Consider the following 22996-nt stretch of genomic DNA (forward strand, 5'->3'; position numbering starts at 1 on the left):
ATTTCATTTATTTGTTTAACTTCACTCTTACAAAAACGGCGCCCGCGACCGAAACCGCCGCCAAAACCGCTGCAAACAGCGAGGCACCCAGGGAGATGCTGGTCATATCGATCACAAATCCTGTTCCGATCGGCAGCAGTGCGGCAGGTACATAACCTCCGATATTCAGTACCGCGTTGGCTTCGGCGCGGCGGTGTGCCGGAACATGCAGGCTGATCAGCGTCAGGCCTCCGAGCTGCCCTAATCCCTGTCCTGCACCGGCAAATACAGCGGCTATAACCAGCAACACGGATGCCGAATCAATGACAGCAGCAACCAGGCATATCATGGACAAAAGGGTTGCCGCACTTCCAAGGAGAAACAGGCTGCGAACCGGCAGCCTTTTGACAGCGAATTGTATTCCCGTCGCCGCCAAGAACATGATACAGGCCGTTCCACCAGCCACCAAGGGACTGGTCACATGAAGCAGTTTGGACAGCAGCGACGGACCCAGCGACAGCACAAAGGAAGTCGAGGTAATGCCTGGAGCAAACGCGGATATTCCTAAAGCTAAATGCAGGCGATTTTGCTCAGGAACTGTTGGGAAGCGCAGTTTCCATTCATCGCGTGCAGGATGCTGCCGGGAGGGGAGGCGGGCTGCCACCATGAAGGCTGCTGCCAAAATGATCAATTGAGTGGTAAACACCGTGACAACATGATGCTCAAGAAATTGGGCCATCATTCCGGCCAGCAAAGGTCCTAGCCCGGCTCCAAGGACCATGGCCACGGAGGCGGCAAGGGATGCCAGCTGTTTTTTACTGTGTCCGCCAGCGTCCACTACAGCAGCCATGCCTGCGGAGACGATGACGCCGACGGCTATGCCTGTCAGCAACCGCGCCGCCAGCAGCATGCCGACCGAATCGGCCGAAGCAAACAGCACACAAGCCGCCACCGCTGCTAATAGACCCGGATACAGTACGGCCTTGCGTCCGAAGCGGTCCGATAATTGGCCGGCTGCGAGCAGCGTGCCGAGCAGGCCCAGAATATAAGCGGCAAAAATAACCGTCAACGTTCCATTCGAAAATCCCATCGCCGTCTGCCACTGCACATACAACGGTGTTGCTGAATTGGACAGCATAAATACGGCTGTTACGATCCAGGCGGTAGTCCAGATGCGGCGTGTTGATACGCGGGAATCCTCCGATGCATGAGGAATTTCCGCGTTTTTTGCATGATCGATCAAGGTAATCTCCTCCTATTTAACCAACTCTTTGAATGTGTGTAGTGATCCGTGTTGTCATGCATTTAGAATACGTTATAATAGTTCATAACTGAAATACAAATTTGTAATAGAGGAGATAACCATAAGGTTATGCTATTGAGCGATGAATCTAAATTTGAACCATCTGAATGTCTTTGTGGCAGCCGCCGAGAAAATGAACATTACCGAAGCGGCGAAAGCGTTGTTTATATCCCAACCGGCTGTGAGCAAAACGATTAAACAGCTGGAAGATGCGCTGCAAGTGAGGCTGTTTGTCAGGGATAAGCAGAAGGGGATCATTCTGACCGATGTCGGCAGGGAGATTCTGATATTGGCCAGGCAGATGCAGTCCATTGAAAATCGTATTTTCCAGGCAGCCAACCGGGAAAACCAACTGTTAACCGGAAAAGTCAAAATCGGCTCGTTTCCAGCGGCGTCGACCCTGTTGCTCCCGGAGGCCATCTCCAGGTTCCGGGCCAAGTACCCACAAGTTCAAATCGAGCTGAGTGAGGGGGTATCCGACCAGATCAAGGAATGGGTTACCGACCGTACCGTGGAAATCGGGCTCGTCGCTTCTCCGTTTGCGGGATTTGAGCATCATAGCCTGGTTCAGGATCACATGGTGGCCGTCATTCCGGACGATCATGAGCTGTACAATACAGAGATTGTGGATCTCGGAAAATATAAGCAAGACATGATTTATTGTAAAGGCGGGCATGAGGCGGCGTTGAACAGTGCAATACAACAGCACCATTTTAATCTCGAAAGCAGCTTGACCGTCCAAACCGCCGAAACCTTGATCCAGATGGTCCGCAGACAACTCGGGATCGGTCTTGTTTTCGATTTTACGCTGTCTTCCGTGTCCCATGAACTTATCGTAAAGCCCATTACGCCGGTCATCACCAGAGAGATCGGGATCATCGCGCTCTCATTTGCGGAGATTCCACCAGCATCCATGGAGTTTGTTCGAATGATGAAAGAACCTTAAAAAGCCGCTTCCGGCATCTCCGGGGCGGCTTGTTTGTTGATCTATATTCAATGCATACTAAACTGGACGATAACTCCTTAGCGGCTGCTCTGACGATTCTCAACAGACTTCATGCGGTTTTGTTCGTCGGGCGCGCGGTCATGGCCGAATTCCTGGCCGGCTTCCATTTCAGTGTGTCCCGACTGGCTGCGGGCAAATTCAGTGAATTCCGCCTTTTGCTCATCTTGCTCATGCTTTTGTTTCAGTATCTTTTTCGGATCTTGGGTTGTCATGGGGAGAGCCTCCTTGAATTCAAATTCACTTTCTTATTATTACCCGCCTCGATGTTTGCCAAACTTACGCGTCATGTATGTATAACGGTGTGGCGCAGGAATTGTTATATGAAAAAAATAAGCGAAACAAAGGTTTTAAATATTTTGCATATGGAGTAGGGCGTGTTAGCATGTCGTTGAGTAGGAAAAAGGGGATTTGATCTATGATTCGTCTCTTTTTGTGTATCGTTTGCATACTTTGGCTCAGCTCATGCGACATCATGCCGGGCTCTTCAAGAGAACAAGCGAAGGAACAATTGTCATCAACGGGGGTGGAAACGGTGACTCAGCAATTCATACAAGCGGCGGAAGCAGGTGATCTTGAGGCGGTACAGAACCTGCTTCAGGACGGAATCGATATTGACGCACAGGATGAGCGCGGCAGAACGGCCGTCATGGCTGCGACCTATCAACACCAGACAGAGATGGTCCGGCTGTTGATCAGCAAAGGGGCGGACATCAACATCAGGGATCATCTGCTCAACAATGTATTTCTGTATGCCGGAGCTGAGGGAATGCTGGATATCGTCCAACTGGCGATCGAAGCTGATGCAGACACCAAACTGACCAACCGCTATGGCGGGACGGCGCTGATCCCCGCATCCGAACGGGGCCATGTCGAAGTGGTCCGGGAGCTGTTGACCCACACCGATATCGATGTCAATCATATCAACCGCCTGCACTGGACTGCTTTGCTGGAAGCGGTCATTTTGGGGAACGGCGGGGAGAAGCATCAGCAAATCGTCCGGCTGCTGATCGACCATGGCGCGGATAGGGAGATCGCGGATGCGGAAGGCATCACTCCGCTGCAGCATGCCCAAAGCAAAGGTTATCGCGAAATCGCCGCAATACTGGAACGAGCAGGTTCGTAACGATCAGCATATCCGCAAAAATAAAGCATGTGATAATTCATGCGCTAAAGAGCGAACGGTCAGGACCGTTCGCTTTTTCTGTACCTATCAAAGACGGAGGTGAGCAAGTGTCCATCCGCATCAAGCTTTTATTATCCTATACCGGCATGCTGCTCATCAGCCTGTTGGTCTTTGTCATGACGGCGAGCCTGTTTACGATCGCGGCGACGGGCGACGTACACAGCCTGCGCGATTTTTACAAAGTCCACTATCAGCTCAATCCGCTGACGGAACAAGAAGAATCCATTTTTTTGGAATTGAAGTATCTTGCCAAAAATGAGCCGGATCGATTGCAGGATCAGCAGCTGCTGAAGGATTTCGATTTCAAGCTCAAAACGGTCAGAGCCGGGCTGTATGTACGCCGTGAGAGCGGACGCATCTACCAGTCGTATACGTTCAACCAGCCTGAGCTGGAACGGCATCTGCCGCCTTATGACCTGAACAACAACCAAATTCGCAGTACGTTTAATATCGGTGAGCGTTTTTATGCGTACGCCAAATACGACTTCCAGTACTCGGACGGCCAGAAAGGCAGTGTGTTCGTCATCCGCGAGCGGAGTCCGTTTGGCGAAGTCACGAGAAAGCTACTCCCGGCATTCGTCATTAGCTTGGCAGGCATCATCGTGATATTCAATGCGCTGCTTTTCCGCTGGATTACGCGCAGCGTTGTTAAGCCGTTGGACCGGCTACGTCACTCGGCAGAGCACATTCAGAGGGGCAATCTGCAGTTTTCGCTTGAACCGAGCACAAAGGACGAAATCGGACAGCTGAATGCAGCCTTTGAGAATATGCGGAAAAGGCTTCAGGAGTCGGTTCAGCTGCGGCTAGAGGATGAGGCGAACCGGAAGGAGCTCATCTCGAACATTTCCCATGACCTGCGGACACCGATCACCAATATTAAAGGCTATATTGAAGGCATTCGTGATGGAGTGGCGGATACACCCGAGAAAATGAACAAGTATGTCAACATCATTTATTCCAAAGCCGTTGACCTGGACAAGCTTGTGGATGAGCTGTTCCTGTACTCCAAGCTGGATCTGAAACAGGTGCCGTTCACGCTTGTGGCGGTTGATATCGTCGACTTTCTGGACGACTGCATCGAGGAGCAGCGATACGTTCTGGAAGAGAAGGGAGTGGTCATCGGATGGGCTCATCGGCCAATTCCGCCGGTCAACGTATTTGCCGACCTCGAAAAAATAAAGCGTACCGTTCTTAATATAATCGGGAACGCTCAGAACTACATGGATAAAGAACATAAGAACATTCATATTTCCGTTCATCCCGTACGGGAATGGGTAACCGTCGAAATCAGCGATAACGGGACGGGGATTACGCAAGAAGCACTGCCGCATATTTTCGAACGATTCTACCGCGCCGAAGCTTCGCGGAATTCTTCAACCGGAGGCAGTGGTCTGGGACTGGCCATAGCCAGCCAAATCATTGAGGGGCACGGGGGCAGGATCTGGGTGGAAAGCGAGGTAGGTGTTGGTACACGCGTGTTCTTCACGCTGCGGCGTACCACATACGAAGGAGGGGAAGGCAGACATGGCCGGCAGCATTCTGATTATTGAAGACGAGACGACTATCGCGCAGTTGGAACGGGATTATTTTGAATTGAACGGATTTCATGTGGATTTGTGCCATCATGGAGACGAAGGGCTGCAGCTTGCTCTTGAAACAGATTACCATCTTATCATTGTCGACCTGCAGCTGCCGGGATTGAACGGTTTTGAATTATGCAGCAGGATCAGGCAGGCGAAGGAAGTTCCGATCCTGATCGTCTCCGCCAAAAATGAAGAAATCGATAAGATACGCGCATTTAACCTGGGGGCCGACGATTATATTACGAAGCCGTTCAGCCCGAGCGAACTGGTAGCCAGGGCAAAGGCGCATTTGACCCGGTATGAACGGCTCATGAGCAGGCATGAAGCGGTCCACAAAACCGAAATCCATATCCGCGGCCTGGTCATTGACCAGGCGGCACGCCGGGTGTACGTCCGCAATAAGGAGGTTATATTTACTTCCCGTGAATTCAGCCTGCTCGAATTTTTGGCCAGTCATCCGAACCGGGTATTCAGCAAAAGCGAGCTGTTTGAACGGATTTGGGGCATGGACTCGAACGGGGATATCGCGACCGTCACCGTACACGTTCGGAGACTGCGGGAGAAGATGGAGGTCGATCCGTCCAACCCGCAGTATATCGAAACGGTATGGGGAGCGGGATACCGGTTCACCGTCTAACCGATTTAATAAATTGTTAATATAAAGTTTCGATTTTGTTTATGCCGGGTTTCTTGGCCGTTTATCCGTCTCGTTTACGATAGGGACATGACAAACACCAATCCATCTATGGGATTGAAGGAGGAAACATCGATGAATAAACATGCTCACAAACTGGCCGGCTTGATGCTGGCCGCAGCTTTGGGAACAGCCGCCTTGCCTATCGGTGCAGTGCATGCCGCAGACGATTCAAGGGCGCTGGGAGAAAGAGATATCAGCCAAGCAGTCCGTCAGTTATCGCAGCTTCATATTATGCAGGGGTACGAGGACGGTTCACTCGCCGTAGAACAGCCAGTCACACGTGCGGAGCTGGCCAAATTGCTTGCCCTGACGTTTAGTCTGCAAGGTGCGGATCAGGCACAGCAGGGATTCACGGATGTCAATCCGCAGGCGTGGTATTCGAAATATGCCGCTGAAGCGGCAGCACAAGGGATCATGCTGGCAAATGATGGCCGTTTTGAGCCCCGCGGAACCGTAACGAAAACGGAACTTGTACAGATTGTAACCAAAGCACTGAAGCGGGATGCGAAATCCGTGGAATTCTGGGCTGAAAGCCTTGACCCAGGCAGCGGTCCGGTCACTCGCGGAGAAACTGCGTATTTACTGAATATGGCGCAGCGGGCGATCCCGTCGGACAAAGCCAAAATCACCAGCATCCGTTCCTTGAATGCGATTACGCTGATCGTGACGTTTGATGCGCCTTTAACAGCGGACAACGAGGCATTTACGAAAGCGAAAGAAGACTTTGCTTTCACCGGCGGTCTTACGTTAACCAATCTTCCGCGGCTGAAAACGGGTTCCATCGCTACTTATATTGTACCAACCTCCGTTCAGCAGCCGGGTGTCCAATACTCCCTGACCTACAGAGGAGCAAACGCGGGGACTTTTACCGGGAATGCAGACAAGCTGAACATGACCGAGGCCAGACAGGTAACGAATGATACGTTTGAGCTGGAATCCCTGCAGGCGAACGGTGTGGTAGACTACGGATATGTCATTTCCGCGTATAGCACGGGCCGGGGAGCGGATGCCTTCGTCCTGGACGAAAACAACCGCGCCAATGGCAAAACCTATCAGATCATTTCCTCCGGACAAGCCAGGGAGGTAACGATCACGCCGGAGGGCGGACAACCGATGGTAGCTAAATATGTACCATTCACGCAGTCGACCGATGGCAGACAGGAACCGAAATTCCGCCTGCCTGAGGGCAAAACCCTGACTCCGGGCGTCACCTATACCGTGACTTCGGATTGGGCGAAGATTGAACGCCCGTCTTTCGTGGCGCAGAGCATCGCGCCGCTTGACATCGTCGGTGCCGAAGCCGTGAGCGAGACTTCCATTACGGTTACGCTGTCGGAAGACCCGGGAGACGAGCTGTTCTCGGGCCGCAGTGTCGAACTGACGGATGCGGAAGGGCATAAGCTGACCGCAACCTATAAATACTCCAGCGCGCAAAGGGGCCGTGGGTATCTTCGATCTTGCACCAGACAGCAAACTTGTGAAAGGCACGACCTACACCGTCACGCCGGTGGGGGAATGGGCCGGTTCTTCCCGGACTCCATTGACAGCGGATTAAATCTTATACGCCTTTTGCTCGTTTCGGCTGCCGGATGTCCGGCAGCTTTTTACTTTTCTCTAACGCTTAAGTTTAATAGGATCATCGTTATCTGAGGATTATAATGTGCAATGGTTAGTCAGTTGACACATGGCAATCCTGTAACTATAATAGTTACATAATTGATTTGTTACTAATATGGTTACAATTAAGATCATAAGGTGACAATAAGATCATAACGTTACAATGGAGGAATCAGGATGAAATTATTAGTTACCGGAGCCACAGGGAAGCTGGGCAGAAAAGTAGTGGAGAACCTTTTGCAGACTGTCCCTGCCAGTCAATTGGCGGTCAGCGTGCGCAACCTGGACAAGGCTGAAGATCTTCGGGCCCGGGGCGTTGACGTCCGCCATGGTGATTTTGACATGCCTGAAACGTTGGATAAGGCCTTTGCCGGGATTGATCGGCTGCTGATCATTTCCGCGGATGGAGACAACGAAACCAGGATTCGGCAGCATACGAATGCGGTGGAAGCTGCCGCACGAGCCAAAGTTTGTTTCATCGCCTACACGAGCTTGGGAAATGCAGCTGAGAGCAAGCTGTTTCTTGCGCCACCTCATCAAGCAGCAGAGCAAGCGATCGTGAAGACGGGCATTCCGTATTCGTTCCTGCGGAACAACTGGTACCTGGAGAATGAGATTCCGAGCATTCAGGGGGTTCTAGCTGGAGCACCATGGGTGACGTCCGCAGAATCCGGTAAGGTTGGCTGGGCGCTGCAGCAGGAGTATGCCGAAGCGGCTGCAGCTGTTTTAGCGGGGGAAGGTCATGAGAACACCGTGTACGAGCTGTCTGGCAAACCGCTGACACAAGCGGAACTGGTGACAGCCCTGGGCGATGTGTTGGGTAAAGAGGTACCGCTCCAGCAGGTCGATGACGAACAATATGCTGACATCATGAAACAAGCAGGAGTTCCGGAGTTTGCCCTCCCGATCGTTGTAGGCATTCAGCAGGGGATCCGTGAGGGGCAGCTTGAGATCGAAAGCCAGGATTTTGAGAAGCTGCTTGGACGTCCTTTAACGCCTATAGCAAAAGCACTGGATCAGATTGTAAGCGGGCTTAAATAAGTGAGCTTCGATCGTTGGCCTAGATCTTGATATGGCATGAAGAAAGCTGCAGAACCAACAGGTCTTTTATGACCCGGTCTGCAGCTTTTTTACTGGTGTGAAATCTAGTGGCCTCACTCGTGTTCATCTCTCTTAGCTTCCGTCTGTTTCATCGGGAAAGCTTCCTCTTTGGAAACGCGAATCCGGTCTGGCGGAAAGTATTTTCTGAAGTATTTTAATACCCGATGATGGATATCTTTGTCATACCAAGGCGTTAATCCATGCTCCTCGAAAAGAGCTGGCATACCCAATCTGGCTGAACGTTTGCCAAGCATGCCGTCTCCAATCAGTAATGTATCGATCCATACGTAATCTGCAATTCCGCTTAAAGTCTTGGGGAAATCAGGTGTGAACGGCAGAACCGGCGAGATGGAAGCCTGCGTTCGGATTCCTGCTTCGCGAATTTCCTGCAAAGCACTAAGACGGAGGCGAATACCGGGTGCCTGCGGGGCAAAAATCCGCTTCATATCCTCCCGGTCAGTCTCCACTGTCATGGATACCAGCAGTTCGCATTTGTCCTTAAGCTGAGTCAACAAGTCAATGTCCCTTGTGATGAGCGGTCCGCGCGTTTGAATTTGCAGCGAATCCGGTGGATTGCTGATCATTTCCTCGAGAATTCCCCGGGTTATGCCCGCTTTGCGTTCAATAGGCTGATAAGGATCCGTGGCGGATGACATAAAGATATGAACGGGTTTGTTTTTCTTCCGCAGCTTTAATATCTCCTTGCGGTAATTTTTCCGCCGCGTTTGTTTTGACCTCCAGCCAGGTTCCCCAGGGCACGTCTTTAAATTTCTGGATGGGCATTTCCCTTACATAACAGTATTTGCAGGCAAAGGCACAGCCGCTGTATGAATTTAACGAGTGGGTGAACCCCACATCCAAGTATCCTTTTACTTCGGTGAGGATGGTTTTGGCCGTGATTTCCTTCGTTTCGATGTTCATATCCACAGCTCCTTTCCCATATTGTAACCGATGTGGCGGAGGTTTAGGGAAAGAACTCGTTATAGTTAACATAATAAATACTATGTAACCTTTCGCATGTTCATTTAAAATTGGCAGAGCTGCATTTGCAAAATGTTTTACACCTGTCCCATCTTTTCCGGTAAATAAGCCATCATCTGTCTTGTTTATTTCGTATCCTGAGCGTGTCTTCTCATTTGATTCGACGAGACGATAATACTGCCAATAAGGAGAAATAATGATGAGAATGGATATTGATTTCGGGAAGCCCCTTACAGCTGCTTGGGATGCCAACACGACCTGCGGAAGGGCATTTGAAGCGTTTCGAACCGCATTTGAATACGGTGAAACGGCGGATTTTCTCGCGCTTGTGACTGACGATTTCCGTTTTTCCGTACCCTTGCCGTATGACGATTGGAAAGAGCCGCAGTTCGGAAGGCAGCGGTTCATTGAGTTGGTCCAATTTGAAAGGGAAGTGCTGCAAGTTTCGTTAATCCCACTGTTTCAGCTCTTTGATTCTCAGTACGGAGTGGTCGTTTTTCGAGCAGAGGGTCTGCTCAGTAACCAACCTTATCACAACGTACTTACCGTCGTGTTTGAATTTGAAGACGAACGGATCAGGTCCTTCCATGAATTTGTCGGGATGCCGCTGAAAAACTACTGAGAGCTGAATCCCTGATCGGAATGCACGGCGATTATCTCAGTACACCTCGCATGGCCTAAAGACCCGTTAAGAGGATTCCCTACGAGAATCACGGATCGGCTTTACCGATCTTGATGAACCGGGCGATCCAGATAGCGCCTGAAGGCGTGAAAACGAATAAGCTTTAATATGTTTTGAAAAGTCCGGCATGCGCCGGGCTTTTTTTGCATTTATTACAGGTATTCGGTTGCAGCAATTCATGTTGAAGAAGCAGGATATTCGGGGGTGGCCGATGAAATCGTACGACGTATCCATTAAAATCGGTGTCAGCAACGGTATAATGGTTATAGAGTGTTGGAATGTTTTAAGAAAGGATGCGATCTCATGAAGAAAATCATGAACAGACCGGAGACGCTCGTTGCGGAAATGTGCAGCGGTCTCGTATTAGCCCACCCTGAGCTTGAGTTTATCCGTAAATACAACATCATCAAGAAAAAAGTGATCCAGCAGGATAAGGTGACGCTGATCAGCGGCGGCGGCAGCGGCCACGAACCGGCACATGCGGGTTTCATCGGCAAAGGCATGCTGGATGTGGCCGTCTGCGGCGACGTGTTTGCTTCTCCGTCCCAGATTCAGGTGTACCAGGCGATCCGCTCTTCTGCGAGCAAGAGGGGGACGCTGCTGATCATTAAAAACTATAGCGGCGACATCATGAACTTTAAAAATGCTGCCCATCTCGCTGCCGAAGACGGCATCCAGGTCGACTACGTGAAGGTGGATGACGATATCGCCGTTGAAGACAGCTTGTATACCGTCGGCAAAAGAGGCGTTGCAGGAACGGTGCTCGTACATAAAATCGCAGGAGCCGCAGCGGAAGCAGGCTTACCGCTGGAAGAAGTCAAGCAGGCCGCCCAGAATGCGGTCGATAACGTGAAAAGCATCGGGTTTGCGCTCACGTCCTGTACAGTGCCGGCCAAAGGCAGTCCGACGTTTGAGATCGGTGATCAGGAAATGGAATACGGGGTCGGTATCCATGGCGAGCCCGGCATCCGGCGGGAGAAGCTGATCACGGCTGACGAACTGGCTTCCCGAATGGTTGCGGGGCTGCTGGAAAGCTTGCGTATCAGCGACAGTGATCCCGCGGAGGTGGCCGTCCTAGTAAACGGATTCGGCGGCACGCCGCTGCAGGAGCTATACCTGCTGAACCATGCGGTCATACGTGAGCTTGCCGCACGGAACGTCACTGTGTATAAAGTTTTCGTCGGCAACTACATGACAAGCATTGATATGGCCGGCGCGTCGCTGTCGATCATGAAGCTGAATCCCCAGCTGAAGCAGCTGCTCAGCGAGGATTGCGAGACGCCGGCTCTGACCGTCCGCGGAACATTCGAGCCGGTACAGTACGTACCTGATGAAGGGACCGTCCGACACTCGGCATCCTTCGGCGCCGCTACCGATGAAGCGCATGGAGTCATACACAACAATAAGCTTACACTGGAAAACCTGGTTTATCTGGTTGATCGCATGAGCGGCGTCATTATCGAAAACGAAATTCCGTTCTGCGAGCTAGATGCTCATGCCGGTGACGGTGACTTTGGGATGAGCGTGGCCAAAGGGTTTAAGCAGCTCAAATCCGAGTGGGAGGAACTCACCTCCCAGGCGCAAGATATCGGAGGATTTCTTGATGCCTGTTCTCTAATCATTATGGAGCATTGCGGCGGTGCCTCCGGTCCGATCTGGGGTTCGGCCTTCCGGGCGGCAGGCAAATTTGCGGGGAACCGGAGCGAGCTGTCCGTTACGGACATCGCCGGCATGATGAGTGCTGCCGTGAAGGGAATCCAAGATACAGGTGAGCGTTCCTTTGGACGGGGTGCCGTTGTGGGTGACAAAACGCTGATCGATGCGCTTGTCCCCTATGCCGAAGCCTGGGCGAAGGCGGCCAAGCAGGGCACCGATCTGATCGGCGCTGGCCTGTCCGCGGCAGAGGCGGCTGTTGAGGGGGCCAAGCAAACCGAGCACATTGCGGCCCGGATGGGGCGAGCCGGAACGGTTGGCGACCGGAGCATCGGTTACCCGGATGCAGGAGCCTACGCATTGGGCGTGATATTTACCGAACTCGCGCATTCCCTGAAACCATCGGATCAGTGAGATTCTATGAACGCTCAGAGGGGGCATGAAATTTTGAATGATGGCATTAGTAACAAACCCTCCGCCCGGGATCTAATGGAATATCATGCGGAGGCTATGTTTACCCATGACCGCAGCGGACGCCTGCATCTGGTCAATGAACCTTGGCCTGGTTCAGGCCCGGCTCCCCGATTGTTCCTGGGAAGAACCACGGAGGGAGGGAACGTTTGGCGTTTCCGTCACGACGTTCCTGACCAACTGGTGAAGCAGCTGGAGAGTTGGTGTGCCGAAGAAGCTGCGGTCGTTGACTTTCAGGCCCGGCCGAAGCATGAGAAGGACTATTGGAACCTGCTGCAAGGTGAAAGGATGACGATGGGGCCTTGCTATTATATTGAAAATGAAACGAGAGAGCCATCCGTGGATGTACAGCGAATCACGCCGGAAAATGTAAGGCAGCTTGCGCGGGAAGGATTCGAATGGCTCGCTGACGAGATCAACTTTGCGCAGCCCTGCGTTGCGTTGGTACAGGAGGGCAGAGCCGTCTCCGTGTGCCGCAGCGTCCGCATCGGTACGAAGGCGCATGAAGCCGGGCTGGAAACGTTAGAAGCATTCCGAGGCAGGGGATACGCGGCTGCAGCGACGGCGGGATGGGCTGAAGCGGTCCGGGAGCTCGGCTGTATTCCGCTATACAGCACCTCATCGGATAATCTATCTTCCCAGCGCGTAGCGGGGAAAATGGGGCTTTCTTTCTATGGCGTGAATTTTTCGATTTATTAATAAAAGTAATTAGGGCGTTAGTTGATTCGCGGACACAATTGTGGAATTTCCAGTATATTGAGTAACTGAAGAGAGCGTGTTTGGACTTGTTCCAAACACGCTCTTTTACTCTCAAGGGAATTTCCGGCTAGCGGGCTATCAAGCCCAAAGCCGTGTGTATTCGTTACTTGGAGCTTTGCTCCAGCAGCGAACGGAGGTCTGGATCGGTTCCTAACAGCCGAAGAATCATCGTGACGGCTTCAGCCCGGGTCACGGGTTCATTTGGGGCAAAACGGGACTCATCTCTGCCTTCGAGAAGTCCGGCTGCTGCGGCTTGCCCAATGATATCCTTAGCCCAAAATGAATCGGCAATATCCGTAAAATGGCGCGCTTCACCGGCTGCCAGTCCAGATAAATCCGTCAGATTCACCATCATTTGAGCCATTTCGGCCCGGGTCAGGCTGCGCTCGGCTTGGAAAAGCCCGCCTGCATTGCCCTTGACAATTCCATTGGAAGCCAGAATGCCGATGGACTCAGCCGCCCAATGATTATGCATATCTTTGAAGGTAACCACCTCATTCCCTTGCCGAAGCGCGAAAGCTCTGACAAGCAGTTCACTGATTTCTGCCCGGCTAATCGGAAGGTCCGGCTTGAAGCTTCCGTCACCATATCCGTTGACCCATCCAAGCCGGGAAGCCACCGCGATGTCTTTTGCCGCCCAATGCGTGTATGTATCGGCAAATCTCTCCGGATGGTTCATCGCCAAGGCGTGGCGGAACGAAGCAGCAATATCCTCTGCCCGGATAAACTTCCGGAATGAAGATTCCGGCATTACCGATATTGGCGTAGGAGGTGTAGTCGGTGTAGGTGTCGGTACAGGGGCCGGACTTGGTGCAGATGGTGTATCTGCCGGTTGGGAAGGGTTAGAAACGACCGGCTTGGCTGTGACCGTTAGGTTCAGTGATTCGCTCTTGCCCCCGTAGACGGCCGTGATCACAGTCGTGCCCGCACTCTTACCGGTTACCGCGCCGCTTGCAACCTCGGCAACCGCTGGATCAGCGGCGCTCCATACTGCTGACTTCGTAACGTCGATTTCAGTCTGATTCGAATACAGAGCTTTCAACAAGACCGATGAACTCTGACCAACCTCCACATGTAAGCTGCTTGAACTGACGCTTAAGCGTGTCAAGCCCTGAACCGTTAAGCCTTTATCTGCTTGATTGCTTTCGTCGTTGCCGTCGTTTACCACAAAGCGGATGGTTCGGTCTGATGGCTCCGTTTCATTTTCGGAGTTAACGTATGCTACGCTTCTTAAGGCCGACTCCCACTCAGAAACAGTGGCTGTACCATTTTCTGATGTCAGGGTCAACATACCAGAAACGGGATCGAAGCTGCCGCTGATGTTGCCCATCGTCGCTCCATCGTTGGTGAACTTGAGCTCTTCCTTACCGGCATAATACGGGCTGACAATAGACACGCGGCCGGAAGCCAAAGTCTGATCATCGGGATCGGTGACAGATAGTAGGGGATCGACGGGTATGGTCCCGGCGGTATACGAAGACGAACCCGTACTAGTTGTCACAACGGGTGGCTGGTTGAACACCTTTACCGTCTTGGTGGCGGAATTGCTGATTGCGATTCCGTCGCTCACCGTGAACGAAATGGTTCTTATGCTTGTATACGGATCTGTGGATGTATTGGAGTAAGTCACCGCTCGCAGCGCTTGCTGCCACTGGGCAATCGTAGCCGATGCTCCGGATGACGTCAGAGTTAATGTCCCTGTCTCTGTATTATAGCTCCCTGTAATGTTACCCATAGTCGAGCCGTCGTTTATAAAGGCAAGGATATCCTGATTTGAAAAAAAGTTTCCCGAAACCGTGACCGTGGCCGCTGACATCGTCTTGTTATCCAAGTCTGAAAGGGTGAGGCCGGAATCGATGGCAACGGGGATCCCTTTGAAGGAAGAGGTGCCGCTCGTGGTTGTCAAAATCGGCGTCTGGTTGACCGCTGTCACCGTCACCGTTTTGTCTGCGGGATTGCTTGAAACGGTACCATCATTCACCGTAAACGTGATGATGCGATTCGCCGTATTGGGGGTGATGGCCGTATTCGAATATGTCGCTGCTCGCAGGGCTTGCTGCCACTGGGTAATCGTAGCTGATGCTCCGGAAGAGGTCAGAGTCAATGTTCCGTTAATTGAATCGTAGCTTCCGAGGATATTGCCATATTGGGTCGCACTGTTATTCACAAACCCAAGCAGGTCCTCGCCGGATTGCAGCCCGGATGTAATTTGGACGGTAGCATAGGACAAAGTGGAACTGTCAGGATCGATGATGGAAATATTCGAATCCACGGTGACGGGAGTGGCTATTGTATTATTCCCTGCTCTAAAGTTCGTTGTTCCGTCACTGGTGGCAATCTGCGGCTGTGAGCTGGCATTCGTCATCTGGTTGGTATTTGGGGATGAATCATCAGCGACACCTCCTTCGCTGACGATGGCAGCAGGTTGAGGGTCGTCCGCAGCGGATGCGGATTCGGGGAGAACCGAAGAGGTTACCATTTGAAATGCCCAGATCAGGGTCATGATTGCCGCGTACTTCGAGCGGTTGTTCATAAAATTCCTCCTAGTTGCGTCATGAAATAAGTCGTGCTGTTTCTATATAGATTGAACTAAAGATGAGCATCGAGCCTTCTGTTAGCCGCCTGTAAACTTCATTTCGATAGTTCATTCTATTTAGCTATAGAATATATCGGAATTCGCGAAGCCGGAGAGTATAGTTCGTAAAAAATAGGGCGCGCACACTCGCAGCAACTACGGATAACAATATATTAATTCAGATGGACATATGGTAATCTTTTGGTATTAGAGAGCATTCATCCCCATTCAACGAGGTACAATCCATGACAAACGAAGATCTGGAGCGGTTGGCACAAAGGTTTGGCATCAAGGGGGCATCCTTCGATTTTCTCCGGCATAACGAAAATGAAACATACAAGGTAATCGCGGGCGACGGCCGCAAATTTGTATTGCGAATCCATCAGCCCCTCCAAGAGGAAATGACCGGTAAGCAGCACACCTATGAAGGACTGCTGGGTGAACTTCATATGCTGGAGGAGCTGTCCCATAACAGCAGCCTTAGCGTCCAAACCCCGATCCGTGATACGGAAGGGAGCTTGATCACCGTGATAGAGCATAATGGACGTCAGCTGAATTGCTCCCTGCTCTCATGGTTAGAGGGGAGGGACCTCAATAAAACGGATGTCAGCCAACCCGAACTGGTACACAGGCTCGGCAGCCAAATCGGCGAGCTGCACACTTTTTTCCGCGGTTACCGTCATCAAACGTTGGAGAATCGGCCCAGCCAAGGGATGGATTACAATCGTTGGTTGGCGGAAACAGTCCGGAAAGGACTCAGCCTCGGCCTGTTTACAACATCCGATGTCGACATCATTGATGAAACCTTGCGGGAAATTAACAAGCTTTTAGCTGCGTCAGCTGAGACTCCTTCCGGCAGGTTAAGACTCGTTCATGGAGATCTGGGATTAGGCAATGTAATTATTTCACCCGAAGGGATCATGAGCTTTATCGATTTTGGTTTTTTCGGACAAGGCTACGAGCTGCTTGACGTGTCGATGGGGGCCATGATGGTGCCGCCCGAACACAGGGACGTGCTGTTGGATGGGTATTACGAAGCGATCGGGCGCAGTATAAGCCCAGGGGATAGGGTCCTGCTGGACGGGTTTGCGCTCGTGGCGATTATCGGTTATTATGCTTTTCAAATGCCGAATGAAACGGTCCATGATTGGATGCGGGAGAGGATGCCGCGCTTGTGCGCAGAATACTGCAAGCCGTTTCTGCAGGGTGAGTGGATTTTTTCCAAAGTATAAGTCATTAAGCAGAAGCCGGAAGCCCGATCGGGCTTCTCTTTTTGTTGTTTTAGCTTGTTTTTTAAATGCAGATATGGCTGGGAACAATGGGGAATAATCGGAGGAAAACGGTGTTGTATTGTTTTGTTCATATGCCGTTCATCTCCTTCTGGTATATTGATCGTTACGAATGTTGTATAAAGTGGGGGAGTTTCGATGAGACAACTGCTGATTGTGGACGATGACAGCCACATCCGTGAATTGCTGAGGTTTGTCATGACGAGAGAGGGCTATCAAGTCTATGAAGCCGAGAACGGTATGGAAGCAGCCAAAATGATGGACAGGCATGACATTGACCTCGCTGTCGTGGATATCATGATGCCATATATGGACGGGTATGAGCTGTGCGAATATATTCGGGAAAATTACGATATTCCCATCATCATGCTGACGGCAAAAGACCAGCTAACCGACAAGGAAGAGGCTTACTCCCGGGGAACAGATGATTACCTGACCAAGCCGTTTGAACCGGAAGAACTGGTATTTCGCATCAAGGCGCTGTTCCGCCGCTATCAGCGCACCTCAAGCGATACGCTTTATTTGAATCGAATTGTGATCGACCGGAACAATGTGGAGGTTACCGATGGCCAGAGCGTCTTTTTGCTGCCGATGAAAGAGTTTGAGCTGCTCTCGCAGCTTGCCCAATATCCGGGAAGGCTGTTTTCGCGGGATGAGCTGATCCGGCTGGTATGGGGAGCCGATTACGAGGGGGATGACCGAACGGTCGATGTCCATATCAAGCGGCTTCGTCAGCGGTTTGCGGACTATGCAGACGATTTCTCCATTCAAACGGTAAGGGGCATCGGGTACAAATTAGAGGTGCCCAAACGATGAAATCGCTGTACTCGCGTGTGTTTCTTATCACCCTCATTGTGATTGTTGTCAGCAGCACGCTTGGCTTTTTGGCTTCCAATATGTATTACCATGTCAAGCTCAAACCGTTCAACGACGAGAAGCTCGTCGGAATCGCCAGCCAAATGAAGCGGTTCTTGGAGAATGAGCCTTCGGATGTCGATGCCTACCTGCAGAATGCGGCAGCGCTTGGATATCAGATTTATTGGACGGACGGGGACAAGGATGACCGCTATTACGGCCGCAGTTTTCGCAAAATGGATTTGGGCGAAAGCACCATATCAAAGGTTCTGCAGGGAGACATCTATCACGGGGTAGCCCAATTCCCGAACAAGCCTTTTATCTCCGGGTTCTTCGATAACCGGTTAAGCAATACGGTCGGGGTACCCGTCGCGGCAGGCGGCCGTCAATTCGCTTTGTTTATGCATCCTGACGTCATTTTGCAATTTGGGGAGCTGCGGATTTTTTTCGCTTTGGTCGGGATCTTGACGGTCGCTATCAGCGTCGTCTTGTTTTTAATCAGCACACGCTATCTCGTTAAGCCGGTGACCCGGTTGTCAGAGGCAACGAAGCGTATCGCGCAGGGGAATTACAATATCGTGCTGCCGACCAAACGACGGGACGAAATCGGCAGGCTCGCCGAGCATTTTATGGTCATGAGCCGGGAGCTGGAGCGCACGGACGCGGCCAGACAGCAGTTTGTGTCCAACGTCTCGCACGAAATCCAGTCGCCGCTAACGTCGATTCAGGGTTTTGCCAAACTGCTTGGCGGGTCCCGTCTATCTTCAGAGGAATCTGCGCACTATGCATCTATTATCGAACAGGAAAGCCGCCATCTTTCGATGCTCAGCAAGCAGCTGCTCCTGCTTTCATCCCTGGAACAGGGACAGGTTGCCGTTAACCGGAAAACATTTTCCCTGCGGGATCAGGTTCGTCAGGCGGTTCAGATGCTCCAGTGGCGCATCGAGGAGAAAGAGCTTCTGCTGAAAATATCTATACCCGAATCAATTACGTTAACCGGGGACGAAGTGCTCCTCATACAGGTGTGGATGAACCTGATCGGAAACGCTGCCCAGCATATTCCTGCCGGGAGGACCATTACCGTTCATGCCGAACAAACGCATGCCGAAATCAAGGTGGAGATCCGGGATACGGGCGACGGCATAGCCGCAGAGCATTTGCCCTTCTTATTCGACCGTTTCTATCGCGCAGACCGGGCGCATGAACGGGGCTCTGGAAGCACAGGGCTTGGTCTGGCCATTGTCAAAAGGATCGTGCAGCTTCACGAAGGCCACATCGAGGTTGCCAGTTCACCCGAAGGAACCAGCTTTACCGTTACGCTGCCTGCGTTGTAATTTGCCATTCATGCGCCGTTCACATTCGCTTCCTATACTGGACTCATTCCAAAGGAGGGAAGCAGGATGTACTTAGCTTTACGGGAAATCAGATTCGCCAAGGCCCGTTATTCGTTGATTTCAGCCATTATGCTGCTAATCTCGTTTCTCGTACTGTTCGTCACGGGTCTGGCCAAGGGCCTGGCCTATGATAATGCAGCCTCGATCCAAAATATGCCCATCACCCATTTCGTGCTGGAGCAAGGATCCGATCATCGCTTTACCCGATCACAGATCAGTGGGGAGAAGCTCGAACAGACCCGGTCCGTCGTGGGCGAATCGAATGCGGAGCCGCTGGGGGTGCAAATGACGAGCGTCGTTCTTTCCGGTGACATTCAAAAAATCGACGTTGCGCTGTTAGCCGTTAATCCCAAAGGATGGCTGGCACCGGATCTAACGATGGGGGCTGCGGAGAAACAGGAAACAGGTGGTGTCGTCGTGGATGAGAAGCTGGCGGAGCACGGCGTCAGATTAGGATCCATCCTGGTCGATCAAGCTTCGGGAACCAGGTGGACCGTAACCGGTTTTGTCAAAAACGAGTCATTCAGTCATGCTCCGGCCGTGTTCTTGAGCAAGGAGGAGTGGATGGGGCTTCATTCGCCATCGTCTGCGCAATCAGGGTCCGGCAGTGCCGAAGGGCAGGCCGCATATAACGCGGTTGCGGTTAAAGCAACGGAGGTTCAGGTCTCTAAGCTTCAAAGTGCGGTTCCGAACACAGAGATTATTAAGAAGGCGGATGCTGTGTCGGCGATTCCCGGATACAAAGAGGAACAGGGTTCGCTTTTGATGATGATTGCTTTCCTGTTTGTTATCTCGGCGTTCGTGCTGGCTGTCTTCTTTTACGTCATCACGATTCAAAAAACGAGCCAATTCGGTATCCTTAAAGCGATTGGCACGCGCACCGCGTATCTGGTCGGAAGCGTGACGCTTCAAGTACTGCTCTTATCCGTTTTCAGCTTAGCAGTCAGCATTTTTTTGGTGAAAGTGTTGGAGATGGCGCTTCCCGGGACGATGCCGTTTCAGTTAGGGGCAGACATGCTGGCGCTTACCTGCGCTGCGTTTATCGCGATGTCCTTGGCCGGCTCGCTGTTTTCGGTGTGGAAGGTAGCCCGCATCGAAGCATTGGATGCAATAGGGAGGGCAGCAGTATGAACAATCGCTTGGAAATGCACGACATCACACGCACTTTTGCAGACGGTGGATTTCAACGGACGATCCTGGACCGTCTCAACCTGAAGGTGGCGGAAGGGGAACTGGTTGCCGTCATGGGACCGTCGGGCTCCGGTAAGAGCACATTTTTGTCGATCGCTGGGGCGCTGCTGGAGCCGACCGGCGGAGATGTTTTGATAGATGGCAAGTCCATTATCGGCCAGGACAAACAAGCCCTTTCAGAGCTGCGCCTGCGGAAGATGGGTTTTATTTTTCAGAATGCCAATCTGATACCGTATCTCAAGGTGGAGGAGCAGCTGATGCTCGTGGCTAAGCTGGCGGGGAGCAGCAAGGAGGTTTGCGCGGCGAGGGCGGACGAACTGCTTCAGAAGATGGGGCTGACGCATCGGAAAAATGCTTATCCGCATAAGCTTTCCGGGGGTGAACGGCAGCGGGTGGCGATCGCCAGGGCGCTGATGAATGACCCCGCCGTATTGTTCGCCGATGAGCCGACAGCAAGCCTGGACGCTTCGCGCGGGATGGAAGTTGTCGCCATGATTGCGAATCAGGTTAAGGAGCAGCTGAAATGCGCGGTGATGGTTACGCATGACGACAGGGTGATCCCATATTGCGACCGGGTATTTTATCTGGATAAAGGAAAGCTGACGGAGCATCCGGTGTGACATTCGTTAAACAAGGTAAAATATACGGTATGCATCTGGGATCTCCCTGCATAGCGGCGAAGGTCTAAAGTGAACTAACGGCAATCCCCAACACGGTTTGTGAGGGATTGCCGTTATTTGTTCTATGTAAAACGCTTACCGTTACAGTATCCATCTATGATACAATGGAGCATATTGGTATTTATACAATGGTCAATTCAAGTACTTGGGAGAGGGGCTTTGCATATGTCGAAAATTTTAACACGGGCTGAAGTGCCGGTGGAAACCACCTGGAACCTGGATGATATCTTTCCGTCCAAAGAAGCATGGGAACAAGAATTAAATGATATTCAGCGGGATATCGGCACGGTTACGAAATATGAAGGCGAACTAAGTCAGGGCGCTGACACTTTGCTGGCCTGCCTGCAGGCCCAGGAAGAGCTTTCCGGCAGAATGAGCCGGGCAGGAGCGTACGCCTACCTGCATCAGTCCGGCGACAGCATCAATCCGGAGAATCAGACGAACGCTTCGAAAGCGCGCGACCTTGCTTCGCAGGTCAGCTCGGCGTTGTCTTTTATCAAATCCGAAATCATTGCGCTTCCGGACGGTACGATTGATCAGTACATAGCAGATCGGCCCGAACTGCAGGAATTCGAGCGCAGCCTTCGCCTGCTCCTGCAAACGAAACCCCACGGCTTGACGGCGGAAACGGAGAAGGTGCTGGCCTCGCTGGGCGAAGTATTGGATGCCCCTTACCGGATTTATGAACGGAGCAAGCTGGCCGATATGACCTTCAAGCAGGCGGTGAACGGCCAAGGGGAAGAAGTACCGGTCTCGTTTGCCCTGTACGAGAATAAGTACTGCGAATCGCCTGATACGAAACTGCGCCGCAACTCGTTTAAAGCGTTCAGCGACACGCTGCACAAATACCGGAATACGTTTGCCGAGGCATACGGCACCGAAGTCAAGCGACAGGTCATTGAATCCCGTCTGCGCGGTTACGAGTCCGTGACTGATATGCTTTTGCAGCCACAGCAGGTCACCAAGGAGATGTACAATAACGTCCTGGATATTTTGCAGGAGGAGCTGGCCCCGCATATGCGCAGATATGCCGCCCTGAAGAAAAAGGTGCTCCAATTGGATGAGATGACGTTTGCTGACCTGAAAGCGCCGCTCGATCCCGATTACAACCCGGAAATATCCTTTCAGGAAGCCGGTAATCTGATCAAGGAAGCTCTGGCTATCCTCGGACCGGAGTACGGGGAAATCGTATCGGATGCCTTCCGCAACCGCTGGGTGGATTACGCGGACAATGCCGGCAAACGCACGGGGGCTTTCTGTTCGTCGATTCCGGGAGTTCACTCGTACATTCTGATCAGCTGGTCCGACAGCATGCGCGGGGCGTTTACGCTCGCTCACGAAGTAGGGCATGCCGGCCATTTGATGCTCGCAGGGAAATACCAGCGGCTGACGAATGCCCGCCCGTCCCTGTATTTTATCGAGGCACCTTCGACGATGAACGAGCTCTTGCTGGCGGATCATTTGCTTACGCGGTCCAATGAACCTAGAATGCGCCGCTGGGTGATTTCGCAGCTGCTCGGTACGTACTTCCATAACTTTGTGACGCATTTACTGGAAGGCGAGCTCCAGCGTAGAGTTTACGATCTGGCCATGAAGAATGTGCCGATCACTGCGGTAACCTTGTGCGAACTGAAAGGCGATATCCTGTCATCGTTCTGGGGAGCGGACGTGGTCATCGACGAAGAAGCCAAGTTAACCTGGATGCGCCAGCCGCATTATTATATGAGCTTGTATCCTTACACCTATGCAGCCGGCCTCTCTGCATCCACTGCCGTCGCCAAGCTGATCCGGGAGGAAGGACAGCCTGCAGTAGACCGCTGGCTTGAAGTGTTAAAAGCCGGTGGCTCTATGAGCCCACTGGAACTGATGAAGCTGGCCGGCGTGGATATGTCTCAGCCCGATCCGATCCGCAGTGCGGCCGCTTATGTCGGTTCCCTGATCGATGAGCTTGAAAGTTTGTATTGATTTTTTTCATGAAAGAGACGAAAGGTCCGGAT

17 protein-coding genes and 2 pseudogenes are annotated in these 22996 nt (G+C 52.0%); 15 read left to right on the top strand and 4 right to left on the bottom strand.

All coding sequences use genetic code 11. The annotated features are described in order from the left end of the window. Positions 1-7: 7 nt before the first annotated feature. The gene (locus ABIE48_RS13420) at positions 8-1222 is read right to left on the bottom strand and encodes an MFS transporter (protein WP_192714277.1); all 1215 of its coding nucleotides are present in this window, start codon (positions 1220-1222) and stop codon (positions 8-10) included. Positions 1223-1364: 142 nt separating this feature from the next. Between ABIE48_RS13420 and ABIE48_RS13425 the strand changes: the two genes are divergently transcribed. Further along, a complete protein-coding gene (locus tag ABIE48_RS13425; RefSeq protein ID WP_192714276.1) occupies positions 1365-2228 on the top strand; it encodes a LysR family transcriptional regulator in 864 nt (287 codons plus the stop codon). A 77-nt stretch (positions 2229-2305) separates the two neighbouring features. Here the strand turns inward: ABIE48_RS13425 and ABIE48_RS13430 are convergent, their stop codons facing one another. Next, positions 2306-2500, bottom strand: coding sequence for a hypothetical protein (locus ABIE48_RS13430; protein ID WP_105443075.1), 195 nt, complete (start codon positions 2498-2500; stop codon positions 2306-2308). A gap of 320 nt (positions 2501-2820) precedes the next feature. On the opposite strand from ABIE48_RS13430, the gene ABIE48_RS13435 reads away from it, so the two are divergent. From ABIE48_RS13435 to ABIE48_RS13455, 5 genes and pseudogenes are all read left to right on the top strand, one after another. Continuing rightward, the gene (locus tag ABIE48_RS13435; RefSeq protein ID WP_354519050.1) at positions 2821-3411 is read left to right on the top strand and encodes an ankyrin repeat domain-containing protein; all 591 of its coding nucleotides are present in this window, start codon (positions 2821-2823) and stop codon (positions 3409-3411) included. Positions 3412-3518: 107 nt separating this feature from the next. Further along, positions 3519-5021, top strand: a complete 1503-nt coding sequence (locus ABIE48_RS13440) for a sensor histidine kinase (protein WP_192714274.1) — start codon at positions 3519-3521, stop codon at positions 5019-5021. Beyond that, a complete protein-coding gene (locus ABIE48_RS13445) occupies positions 4996-5691 on the top strand; it encodes a response regulator transcription factor (protein WP_192714273.1) in 696 nt (231 codons plus the stop codon). The genes ABIE48_RS13440 and ABIE48_RS13445 overlap by 26 nt, the downstream gene beginning before the upstream one ends. A 132-nt stretch (positions 5692-5823) precedes the next feature. Beyond that, positions 5824-7306 (top strand): annotated as a pseudogene (locus ABIE48_RS13450) (S-layer homology domain-containing protein). A gap of 239 nt (positions 7307-7545) precedes the next feature. Continuing rightward, the gene (locus ABIE48_RS13455; protein WP_192714271.1) at positions 7546-8409 is read left to right on the top strand and encodes an SDR family oxidoreductase; all 864 of its coding nucleotides are present in this window, start codon (positions 7546-7548) and stop codon (positions 8407-8409) included. A gap of 113 nt (positions 8410-8522) precedes the next feature. Here the strand turns inward: ABIE48_RS13455 and ABIE48_RS13460 are convergent. Beyond that, positions 8523-9390: pseudogene (locus tag ABIE48_RS13460) on the bottom strand (SPL family radical SAM protein). Between the two features lie 259 nt (positions 9391-9649). On the opposite strand from ABIE48_RS13460, the gene ABIE48_RS13465 reads away from it, so the two are divergent. The 3 genes from ABIE48_RS13465 (at position 9650) to ABIE48_RS13475 (ending at position 12955) form a co-directional block, all read left to right on the top strand. Continuing rightward, positions 9650-10072 (top strand): nuclear transport factor 2 family protein, encoded by a 423-nt coding sequence (locus tag ABIE48_RS13465; RefSeq protein ID WP_354519053.1) that lies wholly within the window; start codon positions 9650-9652, stop codon positions 10070-10072. Positions 10073-10435: 363 nt separating this feature from the next. Continuing rightward, the gene (gene dhaK / locus ABIE48_RS13470; protein ID WP_192714270.1) at positions 10436-12199 is read left to right on the top strand and encodes a dihydroxyacetone kinase subunit DhaK; all 1764 of its coding nucleotides are present in this window, start codon (positions 10436-10438) and stop codon (positions 12197-12199) included. Between the two features lie 33 nt (positions 12200-12232). Beyond that, positions 12233-12955 carry a GNAT family N-acetyltransferase gene (locus ABIE48_RS13475; protein WP_354519054.1) on the top strand — a complete coding sequence of 241 codons (723 nt, stop codon included), beginning with the start codon at positions 12233-12235 and terminating at the stop codon, positions 12953-12955. A gap of 163 nt (positions 12956-13118) precedes the next feature. On the opposite strand, the gene ABIE48_RS13480 is transcribed toward ABIE48_RS13475, so the two are convergent. Next, positions 13119-15548 (bottom strand): S-layer homology domain-containing protein, encoded by a 2430-nt coding sequence (locus ABIE48_RS13480; RefSeq protein ID WP_192714268.1) that lies wholly within the window; start codon positions 15546-15548, stop codon positions 13119-13121. Positions 15549-15835: 287 nt separating this feature from the next. Between ABIE48_RS13480 and ABIE48_RS13485 the strand changes: the two genes are divergently transcribed. From ABIE48_RS13485 to pepF, 6 genes are all read left to right on the top strand, one after another. After that, positions 15836-16822 (top strand): phosphotransferase enzyme family protein, encoded by a 987-nt coding sequence (locus ABIE48_RS13485; RefSeq protein WP_192714267.1) that lies wholly within the window; start codon positions 15836-15838, stop codon positions 16820-16822. A 195-nt stretch (positions 16823-17017) separates the two neighbouring features. Beyond that, on the top strand, positions 17018-17695 hold the full coding sequence (locus ABIE48_RS13490) for a response regulator transcription factor (RefSeq protein WP_192714266.1): 678 nt from the start codon (positions 17018-17020) through the stop codon (positions 17693-17695). Beyond that, the gene (locus tag ABIE48_RS13495; protein WP_145019953.1) at positions 17692-19068 is read left to right on the top strand and encodes a sensor histidine kinase; all 1377 of its coding nucleotides are present in this window, start codon (positions 17692-17694) and stop codon (positions 19066-19068) included. Before ABIE48_RS13490 ends, ABIE48_RS13495 begins: the two co-directional genes overlap by 4 nt. Positions 19069-19134: 66 nt before the next feature. After that, the gene (locus ABIE48_RS13500) at positions 19135-20259 is read left to right on the top strand and encodes an ABC transporter permease (RefSeq protein ID WP_192714265.1); all 1125 of its coding nucleotides are present in this window, start codon (positions 19135-19137) and stop codon (positions 20257-20259) included. After that, on the top strand, positions 20256-20939 hold the full coding sequence (locus ABIE48_RS13505; protein ID WP_192714264.1) for an ABC transporter ATP-binding protein: 684 nt from the start codon (positions 20256-20258) through the stop codon (positions 20937-20939). The genes ABIE48_RS13500 and ABIE48_RS13505 overlap by 4 nt, the downstream gene beginning before the upstream one ends. Before the next feature lie 225 nt (positions 20940-21164). Next, the gene (gene pepF / locus ABIE48_RS13510; protein WP_192714263.1) at positions 21165-22964 is read left to right on the top strand and encodes an oligoendopeptidase F; all 1800 of its coding nucleotides are present in this window, start codon (positions 21165-21167) and stop codon (positions 22962-22964) included. Positions 22965-22996 lie beyond the last annotated feature (32 nt).

This window comes from Paenibacillus sp. OAE614, assembly GCF_040546645.1.
Taxonomy (GTDB): Bacteria; Bacillota; Bacilli; order Paenibacillales; family Paenibacillaceae; genus Paenibacillus_AQ; species Paenibacillus_AQ favisporus.

Coding starts and splice junctions, on each gene's coding strand:
- ABIE48_RS13500 (WP_192714265.1), top strand. CDS start 19,135: ATGTACTTAGCTTTACGGGAAATCAGATTCGCCAAGGCCCGTTATTCG.
- ABIE48_RS13485 (WP_192714267.1), top strand. CDS start 15,836: ATGACAAACGAAGATCTGGAGCGGTTGGCACAAAGGTTTGGCATCAAG.
- pepF (WP_192714263.1), top strand. CDS start 21,165: ATGTCGAAAATTTTAACACGGGCTGAAGTGCCGGTGGAAACCACCTGG.
- ABIE48_RS13495 (WP_145019953.1), top strand. CDS start 17,692: ATGAAATCGCTGTACTCGCGTGTGTTTCTTATCACCCTCATTGTGATT.
- ABIE48_RS13430 (WP_105443075.1), bottom strand. CDS start 2,500: ATGACAACCCAAGATCCGAAAAAGATACTGAAACAAAAGCATGAGCAA.
- ABIE48_RS13445 (WP_192714273.1), top strand. CDS start 4,996: ATGGCCGGCAGCATTCTGATTATTGAAGACGAGACGACTATCGCGCAG.
- ABIE48_RS13480 (WP_192714268.1), bottom strand. CDS start 15,548: ATGAACAACCGCTCGAAGTACGCGGCAATCATGACCCTGATCTGGGCA.
- ABIE48_RS13465 (WP_354519053.1), top strand. CDS start 9,650: ATGAGAATGGATATTGATTTCGGGAAGCCCCTTACAGCTGCTTGGGAT.
- dhaK (WP_192714270.1), top strand. CDS start 10,436: ATGAAGAAAATCATGAACAGACCGGAGACGCTCGTTGCGGAAATGTGC.
- ABIE48_RS13505 (WP_192714264.1), top strand. CDS start 20,256: ATGAACAATCGCTTGGAAATGCACGACATCACACGCACTTTTGCAGAC.
- ABIE48_RS13455 (WP_192714271.1), top strand. CDS start 7,546: ATGAAATTATTAGTTACCGGAGCCACAGGGAAGCTGGGCAGAAAAGTA.
- ABIE48_RS13425 (WP_192714276.1), top strand. CDS start 1,365: ATGAATCTAAATTTGAACCATCTGAATGTCTTTGTGGCAGCCGCCGAG.
- ABIE48_RS13490 (WP_192714266.1), top strand. CDS start 17,018: ATGAGACAACTGCTGATTGTGGACGATGACAGCCACATCCGTGAATTG.